We start from the raw sequence: 16,833 nt of genomic DNA on the forward strand, positions 1-16,833 counted from the left end.
TCACCACACGTCCGTCGCGCGCGGCCGCGCCATCTGGCCGCTGCCCAACAGCCACACCATCAGGGCGTCGGCTTGTTCACGCGTGGCAGCAACTTCCTGCACGATGCCGAAGGCTTGCATGGCGCCGGCCGCCATTACCTGCAGGCGCGCGCGTTCCTCTGCATCGGCTTCGATGGAGACCAGGCCCCGGCAAATGGCGGCCAGCGCCAGCTTGTTATGCTTGAGCCACAGGCCACGCCGCCTGCGGTCGATGTGGGCTTCGTCGCTGCGTTCCTTTTCGAACAGCAGGACGAACGGTAGACCGTGGCGCAGCAGGGCGTCCATGTCGTTTTCCCACAGCGGGGCATAGCCGGTGACGGCTGTTTCAGGGCGAAAGCGCACGATGGGAAAGTCGCTGACGTCGTGGATGGAGAAGTGTGCGGGATTCGGTTTCATGGCGTGCTTTCTTGCGAGGTGGTTGAAAATGCTTGCCAGCCGCCGCCCAGCGCCTTGTAGACCTGGACCAGTGACAGCGCAGCGGTGGCGCGGCTGTCGACCAGCGCCGCTTCGTTGTTCAATAAAGTGTTTTGCACATGCAGCACGTTGATCAGGTCCGTGCCGCCCTGGCGGTACTGCAGTTCCGCGCTGCCCAGCGCGCGCCGTCCCTGTTTGACGGCGTCATCGAGGCTGGCCTGGCGGCGGGCGTTGGCCTGGTAGCCCGAGAGCGCATCTTCCACCTCATGCCAGGCGGCCAGCACCGTCTGGCGGTAGGCGATGGCCGCCTCCTGCTGCTGTGCCTCGCGCAATTGCAGCTTGCCGCGCAGGCGGCCAGCATCGAACAGGGGCACGCTGAAGCCGGGGCCGAAGGCAAAGTGCCTGGCGTCCCAGCCGATGTCTGACAGCTGCATCGCCTGCAGGCCGATGCTGCCCGAGAGCGTGATGCGCGGATAAAAATCGCCTTGTGCCACGCCGATGGCGGCCGTGGCCGCGTGCAGCTGCGCTTCTGCGCGGCGGATGTCGGGACGGCGTTCGGCCAGGCTACTCGGCACGCCCAACTGCACCTGCATGGCCACGGCCGGAATGTCCCCGCTTGCCGCCAGTTCCGCCTGCAAGGCTTGCGGCGGCAGTGCCAGCAAGAGGGCGAGGGCATTGCCCAGTCGCGCTGCGCGCTGCTGCAGCGGCGGCAGGCGCGCTTCGATGGTGGCCACGTGGGCCGCCGCCTCGGCTTCGTCGAGCTGGGTCGCCGCGCCTTCGCGCAGGCGGATGCGCGTCAGGTTCAATGTATGGCCGGCGATATCGAGCAGTTGCTGCGTGATGGCCAGGGTCTGCTGCGCGCCGCGCAACTCGATGTAGTCGCGCGCCGTCTCGGCCAGCACGGCCAGCAGCACGCCGCGCTGCGTTTCCAGGGCCACCTCGACCCTGGCGTCGGCCGCTTCCACTTCGCGCCGCACGCGGCCCCACAGGTCCAGTTCCCAGGCCGCATCGAGGTTGCCTTGCCACAGGCTGTAGGCGGATTGGCCGTTGTTGCGCGACGGGTCGCTCAAGCCCTGCTCGCTGTTGCGCGCGCGACTGTAGTTGCCATTCGCGCCCAGGGACGGGCCTTGCGCGGCGCCGGCCACGCCGCGCGCGGCGCGGCTTTGTTGCAGCCGGCTGCTTGCCGCCAGCACGTCGAGGTTGGCGCCGGCGGCGCGCTGCAGCAAGGACGACAGGGTGCTATCGCCAAAGCTGTCCCACCAGCGCTGTTCGATGGCGCCATCTTGTGCTGCGGCGAAACGGGCGTCCTGCGCCTGGCGCCATTGCTGTCCCAGTGTGTTGTGCGGGCGCCGGAAGTCGCTGCCGACGCTGCCGCAGCCGGCCAGGCCCAGGGCAGTGATGAAGATCAGTGCTTTCATCGTGCGCTCACCTGTTGCAGCTGTTGGCGGCGCATGGACGTATCGATGCGCACTTCGGCCGACATGCCCACGCGCAGGCGGTTGCCCCGGTCCGTGTCGCCATCCTGGCCTGCATCGAGCGCGATCCTGACGGGGATGCGCTGCACTACCTTGGTGAAATTGCCGGTAGCGTTCTCCGGCGCGATGGCGGCAAACGTCACGCCCGTGGCGGGCGCGATGCTGTCCACCGTGCCGCGCAGGAGCACGCCCGGATAGGCGTCGACGGCGATGCTGGCGCGCTGGCCCCGGCGCACGTGGGTCAGCTGGGTTTCCTGCAGATTGGCGACGACGAAAGTGCGGTTCAAGGGCACCACGGCCAGCAGGCTGGCGCCGGGAGCCACCAGGGCGCCGACGCGCACGGCACGGCGTCCCACGATACCGTCGATGGGGGCGCGCAGCTGGGTATGCGATAAATCAAGTTCGGCCCGTTGCAGACCGGCGCGGGCACGCAGCAGGGTCGCCTCTGCCGCGCCTTGCTGCGCCTGCAGGATTTCCGTCTGCTTGCGGGTGGAGGCCAGGGCGGCGCGGTTCTGCGCCAGGCGCGCGCGGCTCACATCGAAGCGCGATTGTGCCTGCTGCGCGTTTTGCACGCTGCCTGCGCCCTGGCTGGCCAGGTGCGTTGAGCGGGCCAGCTCTTGCTGCGCCAGTTTGTCTTCCGCCTGGTTGGCATCGACCAGGGTGGTGGCTTGCTCGATCACCGATTGCTGGCGCTGCACCGTGGCGTGGGTCGTGGCCAGCTGGGCTGCGGCACTGGCCACGTCGGCGCGGGCCGAGGCGACGGCCGCCTGGTAGTCGCGCTCATCGATGCGCACCAGCAACTGGCCTGCCTTGACAGGCTGGTTGTCTTCCACCAGCACTTCCCGCACGATGCCGCCCACCTTGGGCGACAGCACAGTGTAGTCGGCGCTGACGAAGGCGTCGTCGGTGCTTTGTTCGTCGCCTCGGGCGAATAGCAGTTGCCAGGCGCAAAAGGCGAGGGCGCAGGCCAGCAGGGCCAGGCCGAGGATAAAAGCGCGCGAGCGCAGGATGGGGGCAGTCATGGTGGGGTTCTTTCGTAAAAATGAAAACTCAAGAAGGTCGGTTCAAGCAGCGCGCGGCGGATAGACGCGCGTCGGCAGGATGGGAATGATCACAATCATGGCCAGCGCGATGGCTGCCACGGTGAGGTACAGGTCGGACGAGGTCAGGGTGACGACTTGGGCATGCATGCGCTGCGCCAGACCTGGCACGTCCACGGAGATCGGCAGATTGCCCAGGCGATCGCTGAGCACCGTCGAATGAAAATGGTTGCGGCGCGTGATCAGCGCATCGAGCACGCCGGTGGCGACGACGGCCGACATGCCCTTGATGGTGTTGAACCAGGCGGAGGCGAACGGGCCATCCTGCGGCGCCAGACCGGTGGTGGCCAGCAGCAGCAAGGGGATCACGGCCATGGGTTGGGCAAAGATCTGCACCGCTTGCAGCAGGTAGAAATGCGTGCGTATCGAGTCCGGCGACATGCGCGCACCCAGCATGCAGGACAGGGCCAGCATGGCCAGGCCGATGGCCAGCACCCAGCGGCAGTCGACCGCGCGGATGTTGCACAGGGCGGCCACCAGCGGCAGGGCGATCAACTGCGGCAGCGCTACCATCAGCATCACGGGCGCCGTCTGCAGCGGACGGTAAGCGTGTACCTGCGCCAGGTAGGACGAGGGGATGAGGATCACGGCCAGCAGCACGAACAGCACGCCGCCCAGGGTCAGCAGGGCGTGGCTGAGGTTGCGCCGCGACAGCAACTGCAGCTTGAAAAATGGCAGCGGGTGCGACCACTCGTTGATGAGAAACGATAGCAGCAGCAGGAAGCCGCCGCCCAACAGCACGCAAATCAGGGGCGAGGCGAACCACGCTAGGCGCTCGCCCTGCAGCAAGCCGACCACCAGCATGCTGATGGCTGGCAGGCCAAGCAGCAGGCCGCGCCAGTCGAACTGGCGCAAGCGATCGAGGCGCAGCGGGTCTTGCGGCAAGCCCCACGACACCATCAGCAGGGCGACGATGCTGCCCGGGATGATTTGCCAGAAGGCCCATTGCCAGCCCAGGTACTCGGTCCAGAAGGCGGCCAGTGGCGTGCCCAGGCTGGGACCGAAGGTGGCGCTCAGCGCATAGCCGCCCAGGCCATACAGCTTGATATTCGGCGGCAGGAAGCGCAGCGCCACCGTCATCAGCATGGGTGGCAGGGCGCCGCCGGCCGCGCCCTGCACCACGCGCAGGAAGACCAGCACGGACAGGTTCGGCGCCAACGGGCATAGCAGGCCGGCGGCCATGCAGACGATGATGGCGGCAGCCGTCAGGCGGCGCAGCGAAAATGTGACGGAGCACCACGGCGCAAACGCCATGGCCGATACCGAGGCGGCCGCATACAGGGCGACGAGCCAGCTGGCGTCGTCGCGCGTGATGCCCATGGCGCCGCGGATGTCGGCCAGCGCGACCTTGGTGATGTTTTCATTCAGGCCGGCCACCAGCACGGCCAGCAGCACGCCGGCCAGGCCCGTGGCCAGGCGCAGGCCAAAAACTGGCGGCGCGGGAGGCACTGGCGGTGAAGGTGGTGGCGCCGTCGTCGGGACGGCGCCGGGATGCAGTACAGCGGACACAGGGAACTCCGTGGATGAGAATCAGTCCACGCAGTATAGGTAGCGCTAAATAGGATGAAAATTGATCATTGATGAAGTCTGAATTGCGTGCCACGCAATGATTCAAGCATCCGCTGGCGTGCTGCTGCACAGCTCCTTGATCGTGCGACGCAGCCAGCGGTGCGCATGGTCGTGGTCGAGGCGCGGGTGCCAGGCCTGGAAGATTTCAACGCCGTCGACGGGGATGGGCAGCTGAAACGTGCGCAGCTTCAAGCCCAGCCGCTCGACGATGGCCAGCAGCGGCGTGGGCATCAGCGGCAGCAGCAGGCGCGAATCGGCCACGGCGAAGATGGCGGACTGAAAATTAGGGCTGATCAGTGAAACCCTGCGCGTGTAGCCCCGCTCGGCCAGGGCGGCATCGAATGGGCCACGTGCCAGGCCGCGCCGCGAGACGCTGATATGTTCATATTCTGTAAAACTGTCGAGGTTGACGGGGCCGTCGAAGATCGGGTGGTCATTGCGGGCGATGCCGACAAAGGAACTGGTAAACAGCTGCTGCAGCTTGATGTCGGGCGCAAAGGCGCGCCGCGCGCTGATGTAAAGGTCGATGCGGCCCGCGTGCAGGGCATCGCTTTCCGTGGCGCCGTCGCCTTCGGGCACGAAGCGCAGCGCCGTGTGCGGCGCATGGATGGCCAGCAGGTCGCGCAGCTTGCCGCCGTATGCGCCGACAAATACGTCGTTGGCGCACAGGCTGAAAGTGCGTTCCAGGGTGCGCAAGTCCACTTCACGGCCGGAGGTGAAGATGGCGTGCGCCTGCTCCACCACGCCGCGCACCTGCTCGCGCAATTCCAGCGCGCGCGGGGTAGGCGCCAGGCCGCGCCCGGAGCGCACGAAGACGGGGTCGCCGATGGCGTCGCGGATGCGCGCCAGCGTGCGGCTCATGGCCGGTGCGCTCAAATTCATGCGCCGCGCGGCGGCCACGGCGCTGCCTTCCTCGAGCAGGATGTCAAGGGCGACGAGCAGGTTCAGGTCGGGGAGTTTCATGCGGCGATTATAGCTCTTGGGCTAATGCCAGCGCTGCGCCGGCAGGACGCCGGCGCAGGGGGAGATGCTACTGCGGGATTACTCGGCTGCCGGCTCGGCGCCGCAGCACTTCTTGAACTTCTTGCCGCTGCCGCAAGGGCAGTCGTCGTTGCGGCCCACTTTCGGCTCTTCGCGCTTCATGGTTTGCACGGGAGCCTTGCGGCGCGGGACCCAGAAACGGTGGATGGCCGGCAGGTTCGCTTCGAGTTCCTGCGCCAGCTTGTGCGCCTTGACCGGGTCTTCCACCAGTTTCAGTTCTTCTTCCTTGATTTCGTCGGCGCCCAGCAGGTAGATCGGCTGCATCAGCTCGGCCACTTCGGAATCCCAGATCTCGTTCCACGAGCCAGGACGCAGTTCCATGCCGTCCCAGAAGCCCCAGCACCAGGCTTCGGCGTCGATCAGGGTCTGGCCTTCGTAGTCGTGCTCGACGAACAGGGCCTCGAATTCCTTGGGCGCGACTTCAAACGTCACCAGCACTTCGTTCATGAAGCGCATGATCAGGTTGACGATGCGTTCTTCTTCCTTGCTGTTCTTGAATTTTGGTGCATCTTCCGCATCTTCGCCCCAGACGCGCGGCAACCACTCGGCCGGCATGATCGGTTCCGGGCCGATGGCCACCGCCGTCAGATAGCCGTGCAGCATATCCATGGTCATCGCGTCTTCGGAGCAGCGCTCCGACAACAGGAATTGGTCTAGTTCGTCGAATTCTTTTTCTGATAATGGTTGTTCGAGTTGCATGGCTTGCTCTTTGATGGAATGTAAGGCGCCAGTATACGCCTAGCGGCGCTTCCTCACCGAAGTGTTTGCACCAGCGGCCAGCGCGCGCCTTACAATGTCGCTTATGCACAATGAAAACTCGCCGCACGAGGACGACCGGCCCGTCCATCCCTTTTCCGCACTGAGCCCCGATTGCGTGCTCGACGCACTCGAGAGCGTGGGGCTGCGCGGCGATGGCCGCCTGCTGGCGCTCAATAGCTATGAAAACCGCGTCTACCAGGTGGGCATCGAAGACAGCGCGCCCTTGGTGGCCAAGTTTTACCGTCCGGCGCGCTGGAGCGATACGGCCATCCTGGAAGAGCACACGTTCGTGTCCGAGCTGGTCGAGCGCGAAATCCAGGTGGTGCCGGCGCTGGACATCCATGGCAGCACCCTGCACCAGTACCAGGGCTTCCGCTTTGCCGTCTTCCCCCGCCACGGCGGCCGCGCGCCCGAGCTGGACGACCCGGCGACGCTGGAATGGATAGGACGCTTCATCGGCCGCATCCACGCCGTCGGCGCGCTGTCCACTTACAAGGAACGCCCGGCGCTCGATCACCAGACGTTTGGCGTCGAGCCGCGCGAGTTCCTGCTGGAAGGCAATTTCCTGCCGCCCGAACTGCTGGCTGCCTATTCCAGCGTGGCGCAGCAGGCGCTCGATGGCGTCAAGCGCTGCTATGACCGCGCGGGCGACGTGGCCGTGCTGCGCACGCATGGCGACTGCCATGGCGGCAACGTGCTGTGGACGGATGCCGGCCCGCATTTCGTCGATTTCGACGATAGCCGCATGGGCCCGGCCATCCAGGACCTGTGGATGATGCTGTCGGGCGAGCGCAGCGACCAGGTGCGCCAGATGAGCGACATCCTGGCCGGCTACGAAGATTTTTGCGACTTCGAGCCGCGCCAGCTATACCTGGTCGAAGCGCTGCGCACCCTGCGTTTGATCCATTATTCGGCCTGGCTGGCGCGCCGCTGGGACGACCCCGCCTTCCCCGTCGCCTTCCCGTGGTTTAACACGCAGCGTTATTGGCAGGACCGTATCCTTGAACTCAGGGAGCAGGTAGCCCTGATGGATGAAGCGCCATTGTGGTCGTTTTGACCTAAACGCCGGAAAAGGGCGGTAAACGCCCCTCTACTTGCCGCGCTGATTTGTGCATGCTTGCTCGATAATGGTGCTAATAAATTCCTATAAGCAATGGAATTCACCCGAATAAGCGAGAAATCATGCAAGCACAGCAAAATCAGCGCCAGGCCGCCTCCCTCACCGTCGCCTATTCGGCCGACGACGAGTTCGACCAGGACAGCATGGTCTCGCTGCATGATTTCAAGGACCTGGAGCGCAAGGCGGAAGCGCCAGCGCTCGCCATCACGCCCGAATTGCAAGCCGAACCGCAGGCCGAGGCGGCAGTTGAAGCCGACAGCAAGGCACCGGCTGCCGAACGCCAGAAAATGGAATTGAAAGCCATCCACGAGGCGATCGCCCGCGTGGAAGCGGAGGCGAAGGCCACCTGCGCCGCCGAAAGTCGCGCGCTGGCCGAGGCGCGCGTGCGTTCGCTGGCCGAGGACCGGGCCGCCATCGACGCGGCCGCCGCCGCCGCCGCGCAGCAAAATGCGCAGGCAGCCGAAGAGGCGATTGCCGCCAACCGCGAACGTCTCGATACCATGCGCGCCGCCGCGCAGGCCAGCGTGGCCCGCCTGGAAGCCGTCAAGCAGGAGACGGCCGAATTGCGCGCCCGCGTGGAGTCTGATAATGAAATCCGCCTGGCCGCCGAACAGCGTTCGCGCGCCGAACAGGAAAGCCGCTTGCGCGCCAGCGAGCAAGTGGCCGTGCAGTCGGAACTGGCCGAGCAGGCCGCCCGCGCCGCCGAAGAATTGCAGGTGCAGACGGAGCAGGCGCGCCTGCAGGCCGTCGAGCGCGTCGCCGCCGTGCAGGCGGCCAAGGAAGAAATGGTGGGCATCGCTTCGGCGGACGCCCGTGTCGCCGTGCTGGCGCGTGAGCGCGAACGTCATGCGCACGGTGCGCGCCAGACGGCGCAGATGCTGGCCGAAGCGGAAAGCGAAGCGCTGGACTTGACGGTGCAGCGCGAGCGCGCCGACCAGATCGCACTGGAATCGGCCTTCAACCGCGCCGCTGCCGAAGTGCGCGCCCTGGAAGAGGCGCGCGCGCTGGCGCACCTGGAACAGGAGCGTGAAGCCATCGCGCTGGCGCAGGCGGAATCGGAACGCCATGCGGCGCAGTCCCTGCGGTTGCGCCTGCAGACGGAAAAGGAATTGCGCGACGCGGCCATCCACCGCGAGCGCCTGGAAATGGTTGCCGTGGCCAGCGCGCAGGCGCGCCGCGATGCCGACGTGCGCATCCTGGCTGCCACCGAGGCGCGCATCGAAGTGGATCGTCAGTTGCGCGCCGTGGCGCTGGCCCGCGTGGCTGCCGAACAGGATGCGGAAATCGCCGGCCACGCCAGACTGGAAGCGGAAACGGCAGCTCTCGAAGAAACCAAGGCTCGCGAAGCGGCCGAACAGGCAGCCGCCGTGGCAGCAGCCCGCGAGCTGGAAGAGCAGCAGCGCGCCGCCAGCCTGGCCCACGAACGCGCCGACCTGGCACGCCAGGCGGCCGAATTGGCGGCCAGCCAGAACCAAGCCGAGCAGGTTGAAGTCGATGCCGGCCAAGCCACATTGGCTGCGCAGGCGCAAGCGTCGCAACTGGCGCAGGAAAAAGCGCGGCAGGCAGAGCAGCTGCTGCAGGCCGAGCAGGAGCGCCTGGCAGCGGAACAAGCCGCCATCGCCGCCTTGAAAGACAAACTGGCAGCCGAAGCGCTGGCATTCAATGCGGCCCGGGAACGCATCGCCGCCGAAGGCGCGCAAGCGGAACTGTTGCGCGGCCAGCATGCGGCCGAGCAGGCCTTGCAGGAAGCGGCGCAAAAAGAAGCCGACGCGATTCGCATCCTGATGGACCAGGCCCTGGTCGAAGGCGAACAGAAAGCGGCTGCCGCGCAAGCCGTGCAGGCGCAGGCGCGCCTGGCCGTGGAACTGGGACAAGTGCATAGCGAGCGCGCCCGGGTGGAAGAAGACAAGGCGCAAGCTGCCGATGCGCTGCTGGCGTCCGAGCGCGATTTCGTTGCTGCCGAGCGCGAGTCGCTGGCCCTGATCGCGCAAAAACTGGTGCAGCAGCGCCAGACCAGCAGTGCCGAAGAGCGCGCCTCGCAAGCCATCGCCGGCCGCCTTGAAGCGGAAAAGCAGGCCACGGTGGCAGCGGAAACGCGCGCCGCCATGGAACAGCAGGCGCTCGACGCCATGCGCCAGCGCGAGCAGCTGGAACTGGCCGCGCAGCAGGCCGCCAGCGAGAAGCTCGCCGCACAGCAAGCCTTGCTGGCCAGTGCCCAGGCCCACGCCGCCTTGCAGCGCAAGGCGGCTGAGACGACGGTTGCCATGGCCGCAGCCAGACAGCAATTGCTGGAGATGGAGACGGCGCGCGCGCAACAGCAGGAGCGCGAACTGGCCGCCCTGCGCTCGAGCCTGGAACAGCCGCAAAACGCGTTTTCCAGCTCCTTGAGCGCCGCCCGCGCAAAAGCCGAACAAGTCAGCTCGGCCAGTTTGACGCGCGAAGTGATCGAGCGCTTGACGCAGCCAAATGAGGCGGGAGCCGTCTGGCGTTCGCGCTAGGTCGGACAGCGAACAAAATCTGCCGTAGCGCGCACGGCGGCCCGCTATGCCGTCACTGTGCCAGGGCGGAAAGGCAGATACGCCCGTAGCGTCAGGGCGGGAAGCGGATAAGTGGCTGGCGGGAGTGGCGCCGGCCCGAGCATGCCTGGCCGGCGCGGTGCTGCTGGAGTGGCTGTGTTACTGGCTCAATACGACTTTATCGGCAAAATATTCCGTCTCGCCGAAGCATTGCGTGGGCACGCCCTTGTGCTGGCTGTAGGTGACGAGGATGCGCTTGCCGGCGGCGGCCGTCAACTGCTTCGCCACGTCTTCTTCGCGCACGCTGAACTGGAATTTTTCCGGGATGGTGCCCGGCAGCGCCGTCAGCAGCAATTCACCTTCCCATGTCTTGCAAATCCAGCCCCGTTTGGAGAACTTTTGCAGGTAGCCCGCCCGTTCGCCTTCCGAGTACGAGAAGCTGAGTGTCATCCACGTATAGGCGGCCAGCAGCAGGAAGCCGGCCACGAGGAAGATGGCGAAGGCGAAGGTGACTTTTTTTGTCGTTGGGGTCATGGTAGGGTTGTCTAGGTAAAAGGATCAGTCCTTGCGGCCGGCTTTCCAGTTCAGTCCAAAGTTGTATCTTTCGTCCATGGCCTGGTGCGCCGTGATTTTACCTTGGCCGCCGAAGTATTCCACCAATTTTGTCACCTGCAGATTGCCGCCGTGGTTTTCCAGCATGGCGATGGCGCACATGGCGTGCGAGCTGTCGGTGTCGAGGCGCACTTCCACGCTCGGCTGGCCGGGAATGTCGATCGTCACGACGCCATCGGTCGCGGCCCAGTTCGGCACGCCTTCGTAGATGAATGCATACACGAGCACGCGCTTGATCTGGTCGAAATGGGTGCCGTTGATGAAGATGTTTTCACCGCTGCTGACGTTGCCCGTGCGGTCGTCGCCTTCCAGGTGGATGTACGGTGGGCGTTCGTAGGCGCCCCAACTGTTGCCCAGCGCCTGCACGGCGCTCTTGGCGCCATTGCTCATCTCGAACAGGCAGCCGATGTCGAGATCGATGCCGCCCGCGCGGCCGGCCGGCTTGTTGAACAACTTGCCGAGGAAGCCAGTGTCCAGCTTCGAGGCCGGCGCCTGGCCTTGCGCGGCGTTCTGGTTCCAGTTCAGGTTGACGCGGATGCGGCCATAGCCGCCGCTGTCGCGCTTGTCGAGCGAAATCTTGTCGCCGCGTTTTTCCAGGCGGATCTTCGACAGCGAGATTTTATTCGCCGCTGGCGGGGCCGCTGGTGTGGGAACGGGAATCGGTGCAGGCGCCGGCGACGACGCCCCTGCCTCGCTGCCGCCAAAGTGCTTCAGCAGCGCCGCCAGGCCGCCGGCAAAGCCCTGGCCCACGGCGCCGAAGCGCCAGCTGCCGTCGCGGCGATACAGTTCGCCGATGATGACGGCTTTTTCGTCCTGGAAGTCATTGCCCGTGAAGGCAAATGTGGCGGCCTGGCCCAGCGCCATGCTGGAGTTGCCCAGCGCGCGCATGCTGCCCTGTTCCGTCGCTGCCGTAAATACCAGCTTGTCGATGGAGGCGGGCAGGCGCGAAAGGTCCACCTGGAAAGTGGAGCGGGGGCCGTTCAAGTCCACCGTGATGGCGTTGTCCGGCGCGCTTTTCTGGTTGAAGAACACCATGTAACGGTCGTCCGACAGTTTGCCGGCCGCATCGACGCCGAAGCAGCTGACGTCCACTTCCATCGAGCCGGAAATGATATCGAGAGTGACGGCAAACGGGCCATTCAAGCCCAGGTCAGCCAGTTTGCCTTTTTGTCCGCGTGTGAAATTGGTCATGGTCGTGCAATCCCTTCGTCGCTTGAGAGTTGAGTCAATGAGTTATTCGTCTGTTGCGCCGGTGCCGCGTCGGCCGCATGGCGGATGCCGAACAGGCGCGCCTGCTCGATGATGCGCTGCGCCCAGCTCGAATGGGTCGCCACTTCGCACATCGATTCCTGCATGCGGAACACGGCCGGGCTGTCCGGGTCGATGATGCGCAGCGCCAGTTCGATGTCCGACTGCGCCACCTGGTAGTGGCGCTCGATCTGCGGTACCTGATCCGGGTGGATGGCTGTCTTGGCGATCATGCCGTGTGCCATGTCCTGCGCCACTTCGGCGTCCAGCCAGCTGCCCTGCGACAGGTGCTCGAAGACGGGCGCCGTCAGCTGGAAGCCGTGCGGCTTGAAGATGGTGACCAGGCGGCCGATGACCTGGCCCAGCGGCGTCTGGTAGATGGTGCCGCTGGTGGGGCGGCGCAGTCCCAGCAGTGCCAATAAATCGTTGCCGCCTATGCGCAGGGCCAGGATGCGGCGACGCACGTCCGGCGCCGACAGGAGGATGCGGAACTGCTTCATTTCCTCGTCGTCGAACACTTCCGCCGTTTCCAGCGTCGGCATCAGCAAATGGTGCGTGTGGCGCACCAGCTCGAAATAGGCGGCGAAATTGTGGCGCGTGGACTTGGGCAGCACGAAGCCGCTCAATTTCTCGGCGCCGGGCATGCCCAGCACGCGCGCCAGCACCTCGAGATTGCGCACGCGCACGAAGCGCAAGGTATCCGATTCGTCGCCCATGTTTTGCAGCGCCAGCGACAGGTTGAACAGCGCGTAGCTGAGGTCGCGCTCGGCGATGGCGTCTTCGGTACACAGGATCACCGAACGCAAATGGCTGAATTTGTCGCCATTGGCGATCGCCAGCAAGTCCTTGTGGGTGGTCGGCACGTACATGGAGGCGCCCAGCGCCGCCTTGTGCTCACTTTGTGGGTGTAGGGAGTTGTTATCCATCGACTGCGCTCCTGATGAGGGCGACCGCCTGGTAAGGCAGCGCCGGTTCTACTGTGACGGGTATGGCTTTTTCCTGCGCCAGTAGCAGCAAATGTGCCACGTCCGGCGCATTCGTGTCGCGCACGATCAGGCGCTCGGGCACGCGGCGCAGCAGCACGCGCGTCGCCTCGCCGATGCCTGGCTTGATCAGGTTGATGTCGCTGATGCCGTATTCCTGCTGCGCGGCGGCCATGTAGGCTTGCGAGCGGGCCGCCATGGCTGGCGCATCGCTCGCTTCGGCCAGCGGGATGCCGCTGCTCGAAGCAATGGCCATGGCGTCGGCCACCAGGCCATCGGCGAAATCGCGCGACTGGTCGTGCTGTTCGAACTGCGCGTAGTACACGCAGCCATGGAAGTCGTCGGGGCCGATGCTGTCATTGAGCACGGAACGGCTCACCAGGCCCGAGACGGTGGCATTCAAGATGCTCGACGGGATCAGGTAGTCGCTGGCCGAGGCGGCGCAGGCTGCCGTGCCGGCCAGGTCGGACAGCACGAACAGGCCGCCGTCTATCGCCGTGCCATGGGCGGCATTGAAATCGTTGACCGTCTGGCGCAGTTCGCGCGAGATCACCCCTTTGCCCGTCCAACCGTCGACGAAGACGAGCGAGGCGTCACTGTGGCCCTGCGCCAGCATGTGCTTGACGGCATTCGCATCGATGCCGCGGTCGCGGATGATGGAGACGGAATAATGGCTGCATGCGCGCTGGAACACCTGGCGCAGCAAATGCCCGAGGATGACGCCCACGGGCGTGCCGGCGCGCGCCAGCGAGACCAGCGTGATGGGGCCAGTGCGGCGCGCCGCGATCAGGGCCGCCAGGCGCAGGCAATCGCGCGCCATCTGCAGGCGGTTGGCCGCAAACGCGCTCTTGAACAGGGCCAGGTAGGCGGGCGAGGGCAGCGATTCCGGCGACAGCATTTCGCTGTAGTGGCGCTGGCCCGACTGGATCAAGCGTTCCTTTTCGGCCAGGTCGAGGATGGGTTCGAGCGCCATCGGCGTGAGGAGAAATTCCACGTCTTCCTGGCGGTAGCTGCCGCTGAAGTGCTGCGTGCTGTGCGTCATAGCGCCGCCACCGTGAGGGCTGCCAGCTGGGTGCCATTGGGGATGATGGCGTAGTCGCAGGCTGCCATGAAACGCGCGTCCGAACGGCTGTCGCCCATGCCGAAGCTGACGATGGCGCCATGCTCGGCTTCCAGCTCCGCGCGCAGGTAGGCCACGGCGCGCGCCTTGTTCAAGGTCTTCGGCAGCACTGCCAGGTTGTTGCCGTTACGGTGGATGAAGTAGTCGGCGCCTTCGGTCGCGATCCATTGCTGCAGCACCTGCTCCTCGATGTCGGCCAGACGTTCGCCACGCGCTTCATGGTCCTTGACGACGATGTAGAACGGCGTGTTGTAATCTTCGATCAGGCGTGCGCGCGAGGGCATGCCTGCCGTGATCTGGAAATCGTCGATGATGCGCATGGCGTCCTGCAGGCCGGGCAGCGCTGTCTGCATGTCGTTCTGCATCAGCGCCAGCCAGCCCGCGTCGAGCGCGCCGCCAGGCTGCAGGACGATGCCGCCGTAATCGAGCACGCTGTAGCTGGTAAACGGCAGGTCGACCCGGCGGAAGGCGTCGCCATTCCTGGCCGTGGCGGGTATGAGGGTCATGCCGCTTTGCGCGAATTCAAAAAAGGCGCGCTGGCGTGCCGTCGTAAAGGAGCAGGCGTCGCCATTTTTCAGGTAGGCGGCTGGCTGCAGGTCGGTCTCGCCCGGGCATTTTTTCGGGGTCTGGAACAGTGTGTCGTCCAGATCAACAAACAGGAATTTCTTCAATTTTGGTCTCTGACTGAAAGTGGAACAGGCGGCCATTCAACTGGCCTGCGAGTTGCATGAGGGCCGGGCTGGCCGGGGTTTCATGGCAGATGAAAACGTGCTGGTACTGGCCAGGGGCCACGTTGTACAGGTAATTGGCGATGCCTTCGCCGTAATTGTCGTCGCAGCGGACGATCTGGCCGACGGAGCCCCAGGACAAAATCGGCGAGCGCGTGGTCGATTGCACCACCACGTTCCTGCCCAGCGCTTCGAGTTCGCGCGCCAGCAAGAACGAGGGGTGCATGAATTCGCCCGTGCCCAGCACCAGCACGGAGTCGCCGGCGCCGATTTCCTGTGCCAGTTGCACCGCCAGGCCTTGCGGCGGGCTCAAGGCGCGTCCCACGCCGATGCGTCCGAACGCGGGGCTGGCGCCCCGTTCCTCGTTGGCTTCGAAGCGCTGCGCGCTGGCCGCTATCGGAGCCGGTGCATCGCCGGCCTGGAAGGCGTAGTGGCCGGAGAGCGCCGCGCCTACGCTGGTGGGCAGGCCGAAACGCTGCGTCAGGCCCGCGTTGGCGGCCTGGCCCATGAAATTGGTGATCACGCCCAGGTGCAGTTTTTCCAGCTGAGGATAGCGTGCGCGGCACACTTGCACCAGGTTGGCGAAGGTGTTGCCGGTCGACGCTTCATCGTCGATCAGCACCAGGCTGCGGGCCGTGGAAAACAGCGCGCTGGCAGTGTCGGACAAATGCAGAAACTGGCGCGGCGCGTGGCTGTGCGATTCCTCGAATTCGAAGAAGGGCACGCTGCCCACGCGGTAGCGTGAGCTGTGTAAAAACAGCGCCTTGCAGGAAGAGCCGGGATTGGCGCGCAGCCAGGCTTCGAACACGCCCTGGCCCAGGCCGACGGCTGTTTCCGCCATGGCGATGAAGACCACGGGGCCGGGCAGGCTGGGGGGAATCTGCGCGGCCAGGTCGTCGTGGATGGCTTGCATGGCGCGCGGCGTAACGGGCCAGTGCTTGCCCAGCACCTTGGACAGGAACAGGAAGCCGCGCTTGGCGTTGGCGCGCGCGGCAAAGCCGATCAGCCAGTCCAGCGGAAAGCGCGCCTCGTCCACTTTCAAGGTCAGCTCGCCCGTGGGCATCTGCTGCTTGACGAGGTTCATGGCAGCTCCACGGCGTAGGCGGCTTCGCCCACGCGCATGCCTTCGTGGATGGCGGGCACAGTGAGCTTGTCAAAGCCCTGGTCGAAGCCGGCCAGCGCCAGGTAGGGCAGGTTGGGACCTGCCGCGCAAGCCATGCCGATGCCGCCCGACATGCGCGGGTTGATTTCCAACAAAGCCAGGCCATTCGCGCCGACGCGGAACTGAATGTTGAAGACGCCGTTCAGGCGGTAGTCACGTGCCAGTTTTTCGCAGGCTGCCAGCAAGTCGGCGCGCAGTTCGATCAGCTGGCCGCTGCCGCCCGTGTGCAGCTTCTTGCGCGGCACGGCGCAAATGAGCTTGCCCTGCTCGGCCACGCAGTCGGCGCTGTATTCGTGGCCATCGAGGTATTCCATCAGCAGCAGGGTCTTGAAAGACGCCATCTGCGCCAGGCCGTTGCGCAACTCTTGCGCATTGACCTGATAGGCGGCGCCGGCCAGCAGCAACTGGGCGCTCGAGCGCTCTTCATCGAGCACGGCAAAGCCCAGGCCATACACGGATTCCGAGGGCTTGATGCACAGTTTGCGATGCAGCGGGCGCAGCTCGGCGTAGGCGGCGTCGTATTCCTCGATGGTCGTCACGGCGCGGTAGTCGGCCGGGCGCGCCATGGGCAGATCGAGGCCGTCGCAGAAGCGCGCCTTGTCATGCATCAGGTTCAGCGTCTCTTCGCTGGCCACGCTGAGCACGCGCGTGCCGAGGGCGGCGAAGCGCGCGCTGGCGCTGCCGATCAGGCCCGCTTCCTTGCCGGGCCAAAAAATCGTGATGTGGCGGTCGCGGCAAAATTCCAGGCACCACTCGACATAGTTGTGCCCCGTCAGTCCCGACGGTTCGACCGCATATTCGTGGGCCGACAAGAAGGCGGCAGCATGCGCGTTCGTATTGCTGCACACGAGGTGATAGCGGGGCACACCGCCAGTGGCGGCCATATCGGCCTCGCGGATCAGGCGCATGGCCGTGCCAACCGAGGAAAATGTTTTGTTGAACCAGAC

At 65.4% G+C, this 16,833-nt stretch carries 15 protein-coding genes; 2 read left to right on the forward strand and 13 right to left on the reverse strand.

Annotation, left to right across the window (positions count from 1 at the left end; translation table 11 throughout):
- The 6 genes from K0F85_RS23125 to K0F85_RS23150 form a co-directional block, all read right to left on the reverse strand.
- Positions 1-435, reverse strand: coding sequence for a hypothetical protein (locus K0F85_RS23125; RefSeq protein ID WP_219118275.1), 435 nt, complete (start codon positions 433-435; stop codon positions 1-3).
- Positions 432-1,871: an efflux transporter outer membrane subunit gene (locus K0F85_RS23130; RefSeq protein WP_219118276.1), complete on the reverse strand. Its 1,440-nt coding sequence runs from the start codon at positions 1,869-1,871 to the stop codon at positions 432-434. The genes K0F85_RS23125 and K0F85_RS23130 overlap by 4 nt, the downstream gene beginning before the upstream one ends.
- Positions 1,868-2,950 carry an HlyD family secretion protein gene (locus K0F85_RS23135; protein ID WP_219118277.1) on the reverse strand — a complete coding sequence of 361 codons (1,083 nt, stop codon included), beginning with the start codon at positions 2,948-2,950 and terminating at the stop codon, positions 1,868-1,870. The genes K0F85_RS23130 and K0F85_RS23135 overlap by 4 nt, the downstream gene beginning before the upstream one ends.
- 42 nt (positions 2,951-2,992) lie before the next feature.
- Positions 2,993-4,537: an MFS transporter gene (locus K0F85_RS23140; protein WP_257638131.1), complete on the reverse strand. Its 1,545-nt coding sequence runs from the start codon at positions 4,535-4,537 to the stop codon at positions 2,993-2,995.
- A gap of 102 nt (positions 4,538-4,639) precedes the next feature.
- On the reverse strand, positions 4,640-5,560 hold the full coding sequence (locus tag K0F85_RS23145) for a LysR family transcriptional regulator (protein WP_219118278.1): 921 nt from the start codon (positions 5,558-5,560) through the stop codon (positions 4,640-4,642).
- A gap of 78 nt (positions 5,561-5,638) precedes the next feature.
- The gene (locus tag K0F85_RS23150) at positions 5,639-6,337 is read right to left on the reverse strand and encodes a UPF0149 family protein (RefSeq protein ID WP_034785080.1); all 699 of its coding nucleotides are present in this window, start codon (positions 6,335-6,337) and stop codon (positions 5,639-5,641) included.
- A gap of 103 nt (positions 6,338-6,440) precedes the next feature.
- Here K0F85_RS23150 and K0F85_RS23155 point away from each other — a divergent pair, with 103 nt between their 5' ends.
- Both K0F85_RS23155 and K0F85_RS23160 read left to right on the forward strand, forming a co-directional pair.
- The gene (locus K0F85_RS23155) at positions 6,441-7,454 is read left to right on the forward strand and encodes a serine/threonine protein kinase (protein ID WP_219118279.1); all 1,014 of its coding nucleotides are present in this window, start codon (positions 6,441-6,443) and stop codon (positions 7,452-7,454) included.
- A 125-nt stretch (positions 7,455-7,579) separates the two neighbouring features.
- Positions 7,580-10,015 carry a hypothetical protein gene (locus tag K0F85_RS23160; protein ID WP_219118280.1) on the forward strand — a complete coding sequence of 812 codons (2,436 nt, stop codon included), beginning with the start codon at positions 7,580-7,582 and terminating at the stop codon, positions 10,013-10,015.
- 177 nt (positions 10,016-10,192) lie between these two features.
- Here the strand turns inward: K0F85_RS23160 and K0F85_RS23165 are convergent, their stop codons facing one another.
- The 7 genes from K0F85_RS23165 to K0F85_RS23195 are packed head-to-tail and all read right to left on the reverse strand — an operon-like array spanning position 10,193 to position 16,794.
- Entirely contained in the window at positions 10,193-10,567 is a 375-nt protein-coding gene (locus K0F85_RS23165) for a hypothetical protein (RefSeq protein ID WP_219118281.1), read from the reverse strand.
- Positions 10,568-10,591: 24 nt separating this feature from the next.
- Positions 10,592-11,836 carry a TerD family protein gene (locus K0F85_RS23170; protein ID WP_219118282.1) on the reverse strand — a complete coding sequence of 415 codons (1,245 nt, stop codon included), beginning with the start codon at positions 11,834-11,836 and terminating at the stop codon, positions 10,592-10,594.
- Entirely contained in the window at positions 11,833-12,819 is a 987-nt protein-coding gene (locus tag K0F85_RS23175; RefSeq protein ID WP_219118283.1) for an HpcH/HpaI aldolase/citrate lyase family protein, read from the reverse strand. The genes K0F85_RS23170 and K0F85_RS23175 overlap by 4 nt, the downstream gene beginning before the upstream one ends.
- Positions 12,812-13,918 (reverse strand): cysteine protease StiP family protein, encoded by a 1,107-nt coding sequence (locus tag K0F85_RS23180; RefSeq protein ID WP_219118284.1) that lies wholly within the window; start codon positions 13,916-13,918, stop codon positions 12,812-12,814. The genes K0F85_RS23175 and K0F85_RS23180 overlap by 8 nt, the downstream gene beginning before the upstream one ends.
- The gene (locus K0F85_RS23185) at positions 13,915-14,667 is read right to left on the reverse strand and encodes an HAD family hydrolase (RefSeq protein ID WP_219118285.1); all 753 of its coding nucleotides are present in this window, start codon (positions 14,665-14,667) and stop codon (positions 13,915-13,917) included. The genes K0F85_RS23180 and K0F85_RS23185 overlap by 4 nt, the downstream gene beginning before the upstream one ends.
- Positions 14,645-15,808 carry a phosphoribosyltransferase domain-containing protein gene (locus K0F85_RS23190; protein WP_219118286.1) on the reverse strand — a complete coding sequence of 388 codons (1,164 nt, stop codon included), beginning with the start codon at positions 15,806-15,808 and terminating at the stop codon, positions 14,645-14,647. Before K0F85_RS23190 ends, K0F85_RS23185 begins: the two co-directional genes overlap by 23 nt.
- Positions 15,805-16,794 (reverse strand): ATP-grasp domain-containing protein, encoded by a 990-nt coding sequence (locus K0F85_RS23195; RefSeq protein ID WP_257638132.1) that lies wholly within the window; start codon positions 16,792-16,794, stop codon positions 15,805-15,807. The genes K0F85_RS23190 and K0F85_RS23195 overlap by 4 nt, the downstream gene beginning before the upstream one ends.
- Between the last annotated feature and the right edge of the window lie 39 nt (positions 16,795-16,833).

Origin of the sequence: Janthinobacterium sp. UMAB-56 (genome assembly GCF_900095265.1) — a bacterium.
Taxonomy (GTDB): domain Bacteria; phylum Pseudomonadota; class Gammaproteobacteria; order Burkholderiales; family Burkholderiaceae_D; genus Janthinobacterium.

What these genes read in the sequence shown, in the direction of transcription:
- K0F85_RS23125 (WP_219118275.1), bottom strand. Translation starts at nt 435, where the DNA reads ATGAAACCGAATCCCGCACACTTCTCCATCCACGACGTCAGCGACTTT.
- K0F85_RS23130 (WP_219118276.1), bottom strand. Translation starts at nt 1,871, where the DNA reads ATGAAAGCACTGATCTTCATCACTGCCCTGGGCCTGGCCGGCTGCGGC.
- K0F85_RS23135 (WP_219118277.1), bottom strand. Translation starts at nt 2,950, where the DNA reads ATGACTGCCCCCATCCTGCGCTCGCGCGCTTTTATCCTCGGCCTGGCC.
- K0F85_RS23145 (WP_219118278.1), bottom strand. Translation starts at nt 5,560, where the DNA reads ATGAAACTCCCCGACCTGAACCTGCTCGTCGCCCTTGACATCCTGCTC.
- K0F85_RS23150 (WP_034785080.1), bottom strand. Translation starts at nt 6,337, where the DNA reads ATGCAACTCGAACAACCATTATCAGAAAAAGAATTCGACGAACTAGAC.
- K0F85_RS23155 (WP_219118279.1), top strand. Translation starts at nt 6,441, where the DNA reads ATGCACAATGAAAACTCGCCGCACGAGGACGACCGGCCCGTCCATCCC.
- K0F85_RS23160 (WP_219118280.1), top strand. Translation starts at nt 7,580, where the DNA reads ATGCAAGCACAGCAAAATCAGCGCCAGGCCGCCTCCCTCACCGTCGCC.
- K0F85_RS23165 (WP_219118281.1), bottom strand. Translation starts at nt 10,567, where the DNA reads ATGACCCCAACGACAAAAAAAGTCACCTTCGCCTTCGCCATCTTCCTC.
- K0F85_RS23170 (WP_219118282.1), bottom strand. Translation starts at nt 11,836, where the DNA reads ATGACCAATTTCACACGCGGACAAAAAGGCAAACTGGCTGACCTGGGC.
- K0F85_RS23175 (WP_219118283.1), bottom strand. Translation starts at nt 12,819, where the DNA reads ATGGATAACAACTCCCTACACCCACAAAGTGAGCACAAGGCGGCGCTG.
- K0F85_RS23180 (WP_219118284.1), bottom strand. Translation starts at nt 13,918, where the DNA reads ATGACGCACAGCACGCAGCACTTCAGCGGCAGCTACCGCCAGGAAGAC.
- K0F85_RS23190 (WP_219118286.1), bottom strand. Translation starts at nt 15,808, where the DNA reads ATGAACCTCGTCAAGCAGCAGATGCCCACGGGCGAGCTGACCTTGAAA.
- K0F85_RS23195 (WP_257638132.1), bottom strand. Translation starts at nt 16,794, where the DNA reads ATGCGCCTGATCCGCGAGGCCGATATGGCCGCCACTGGCGGTGTGCCC.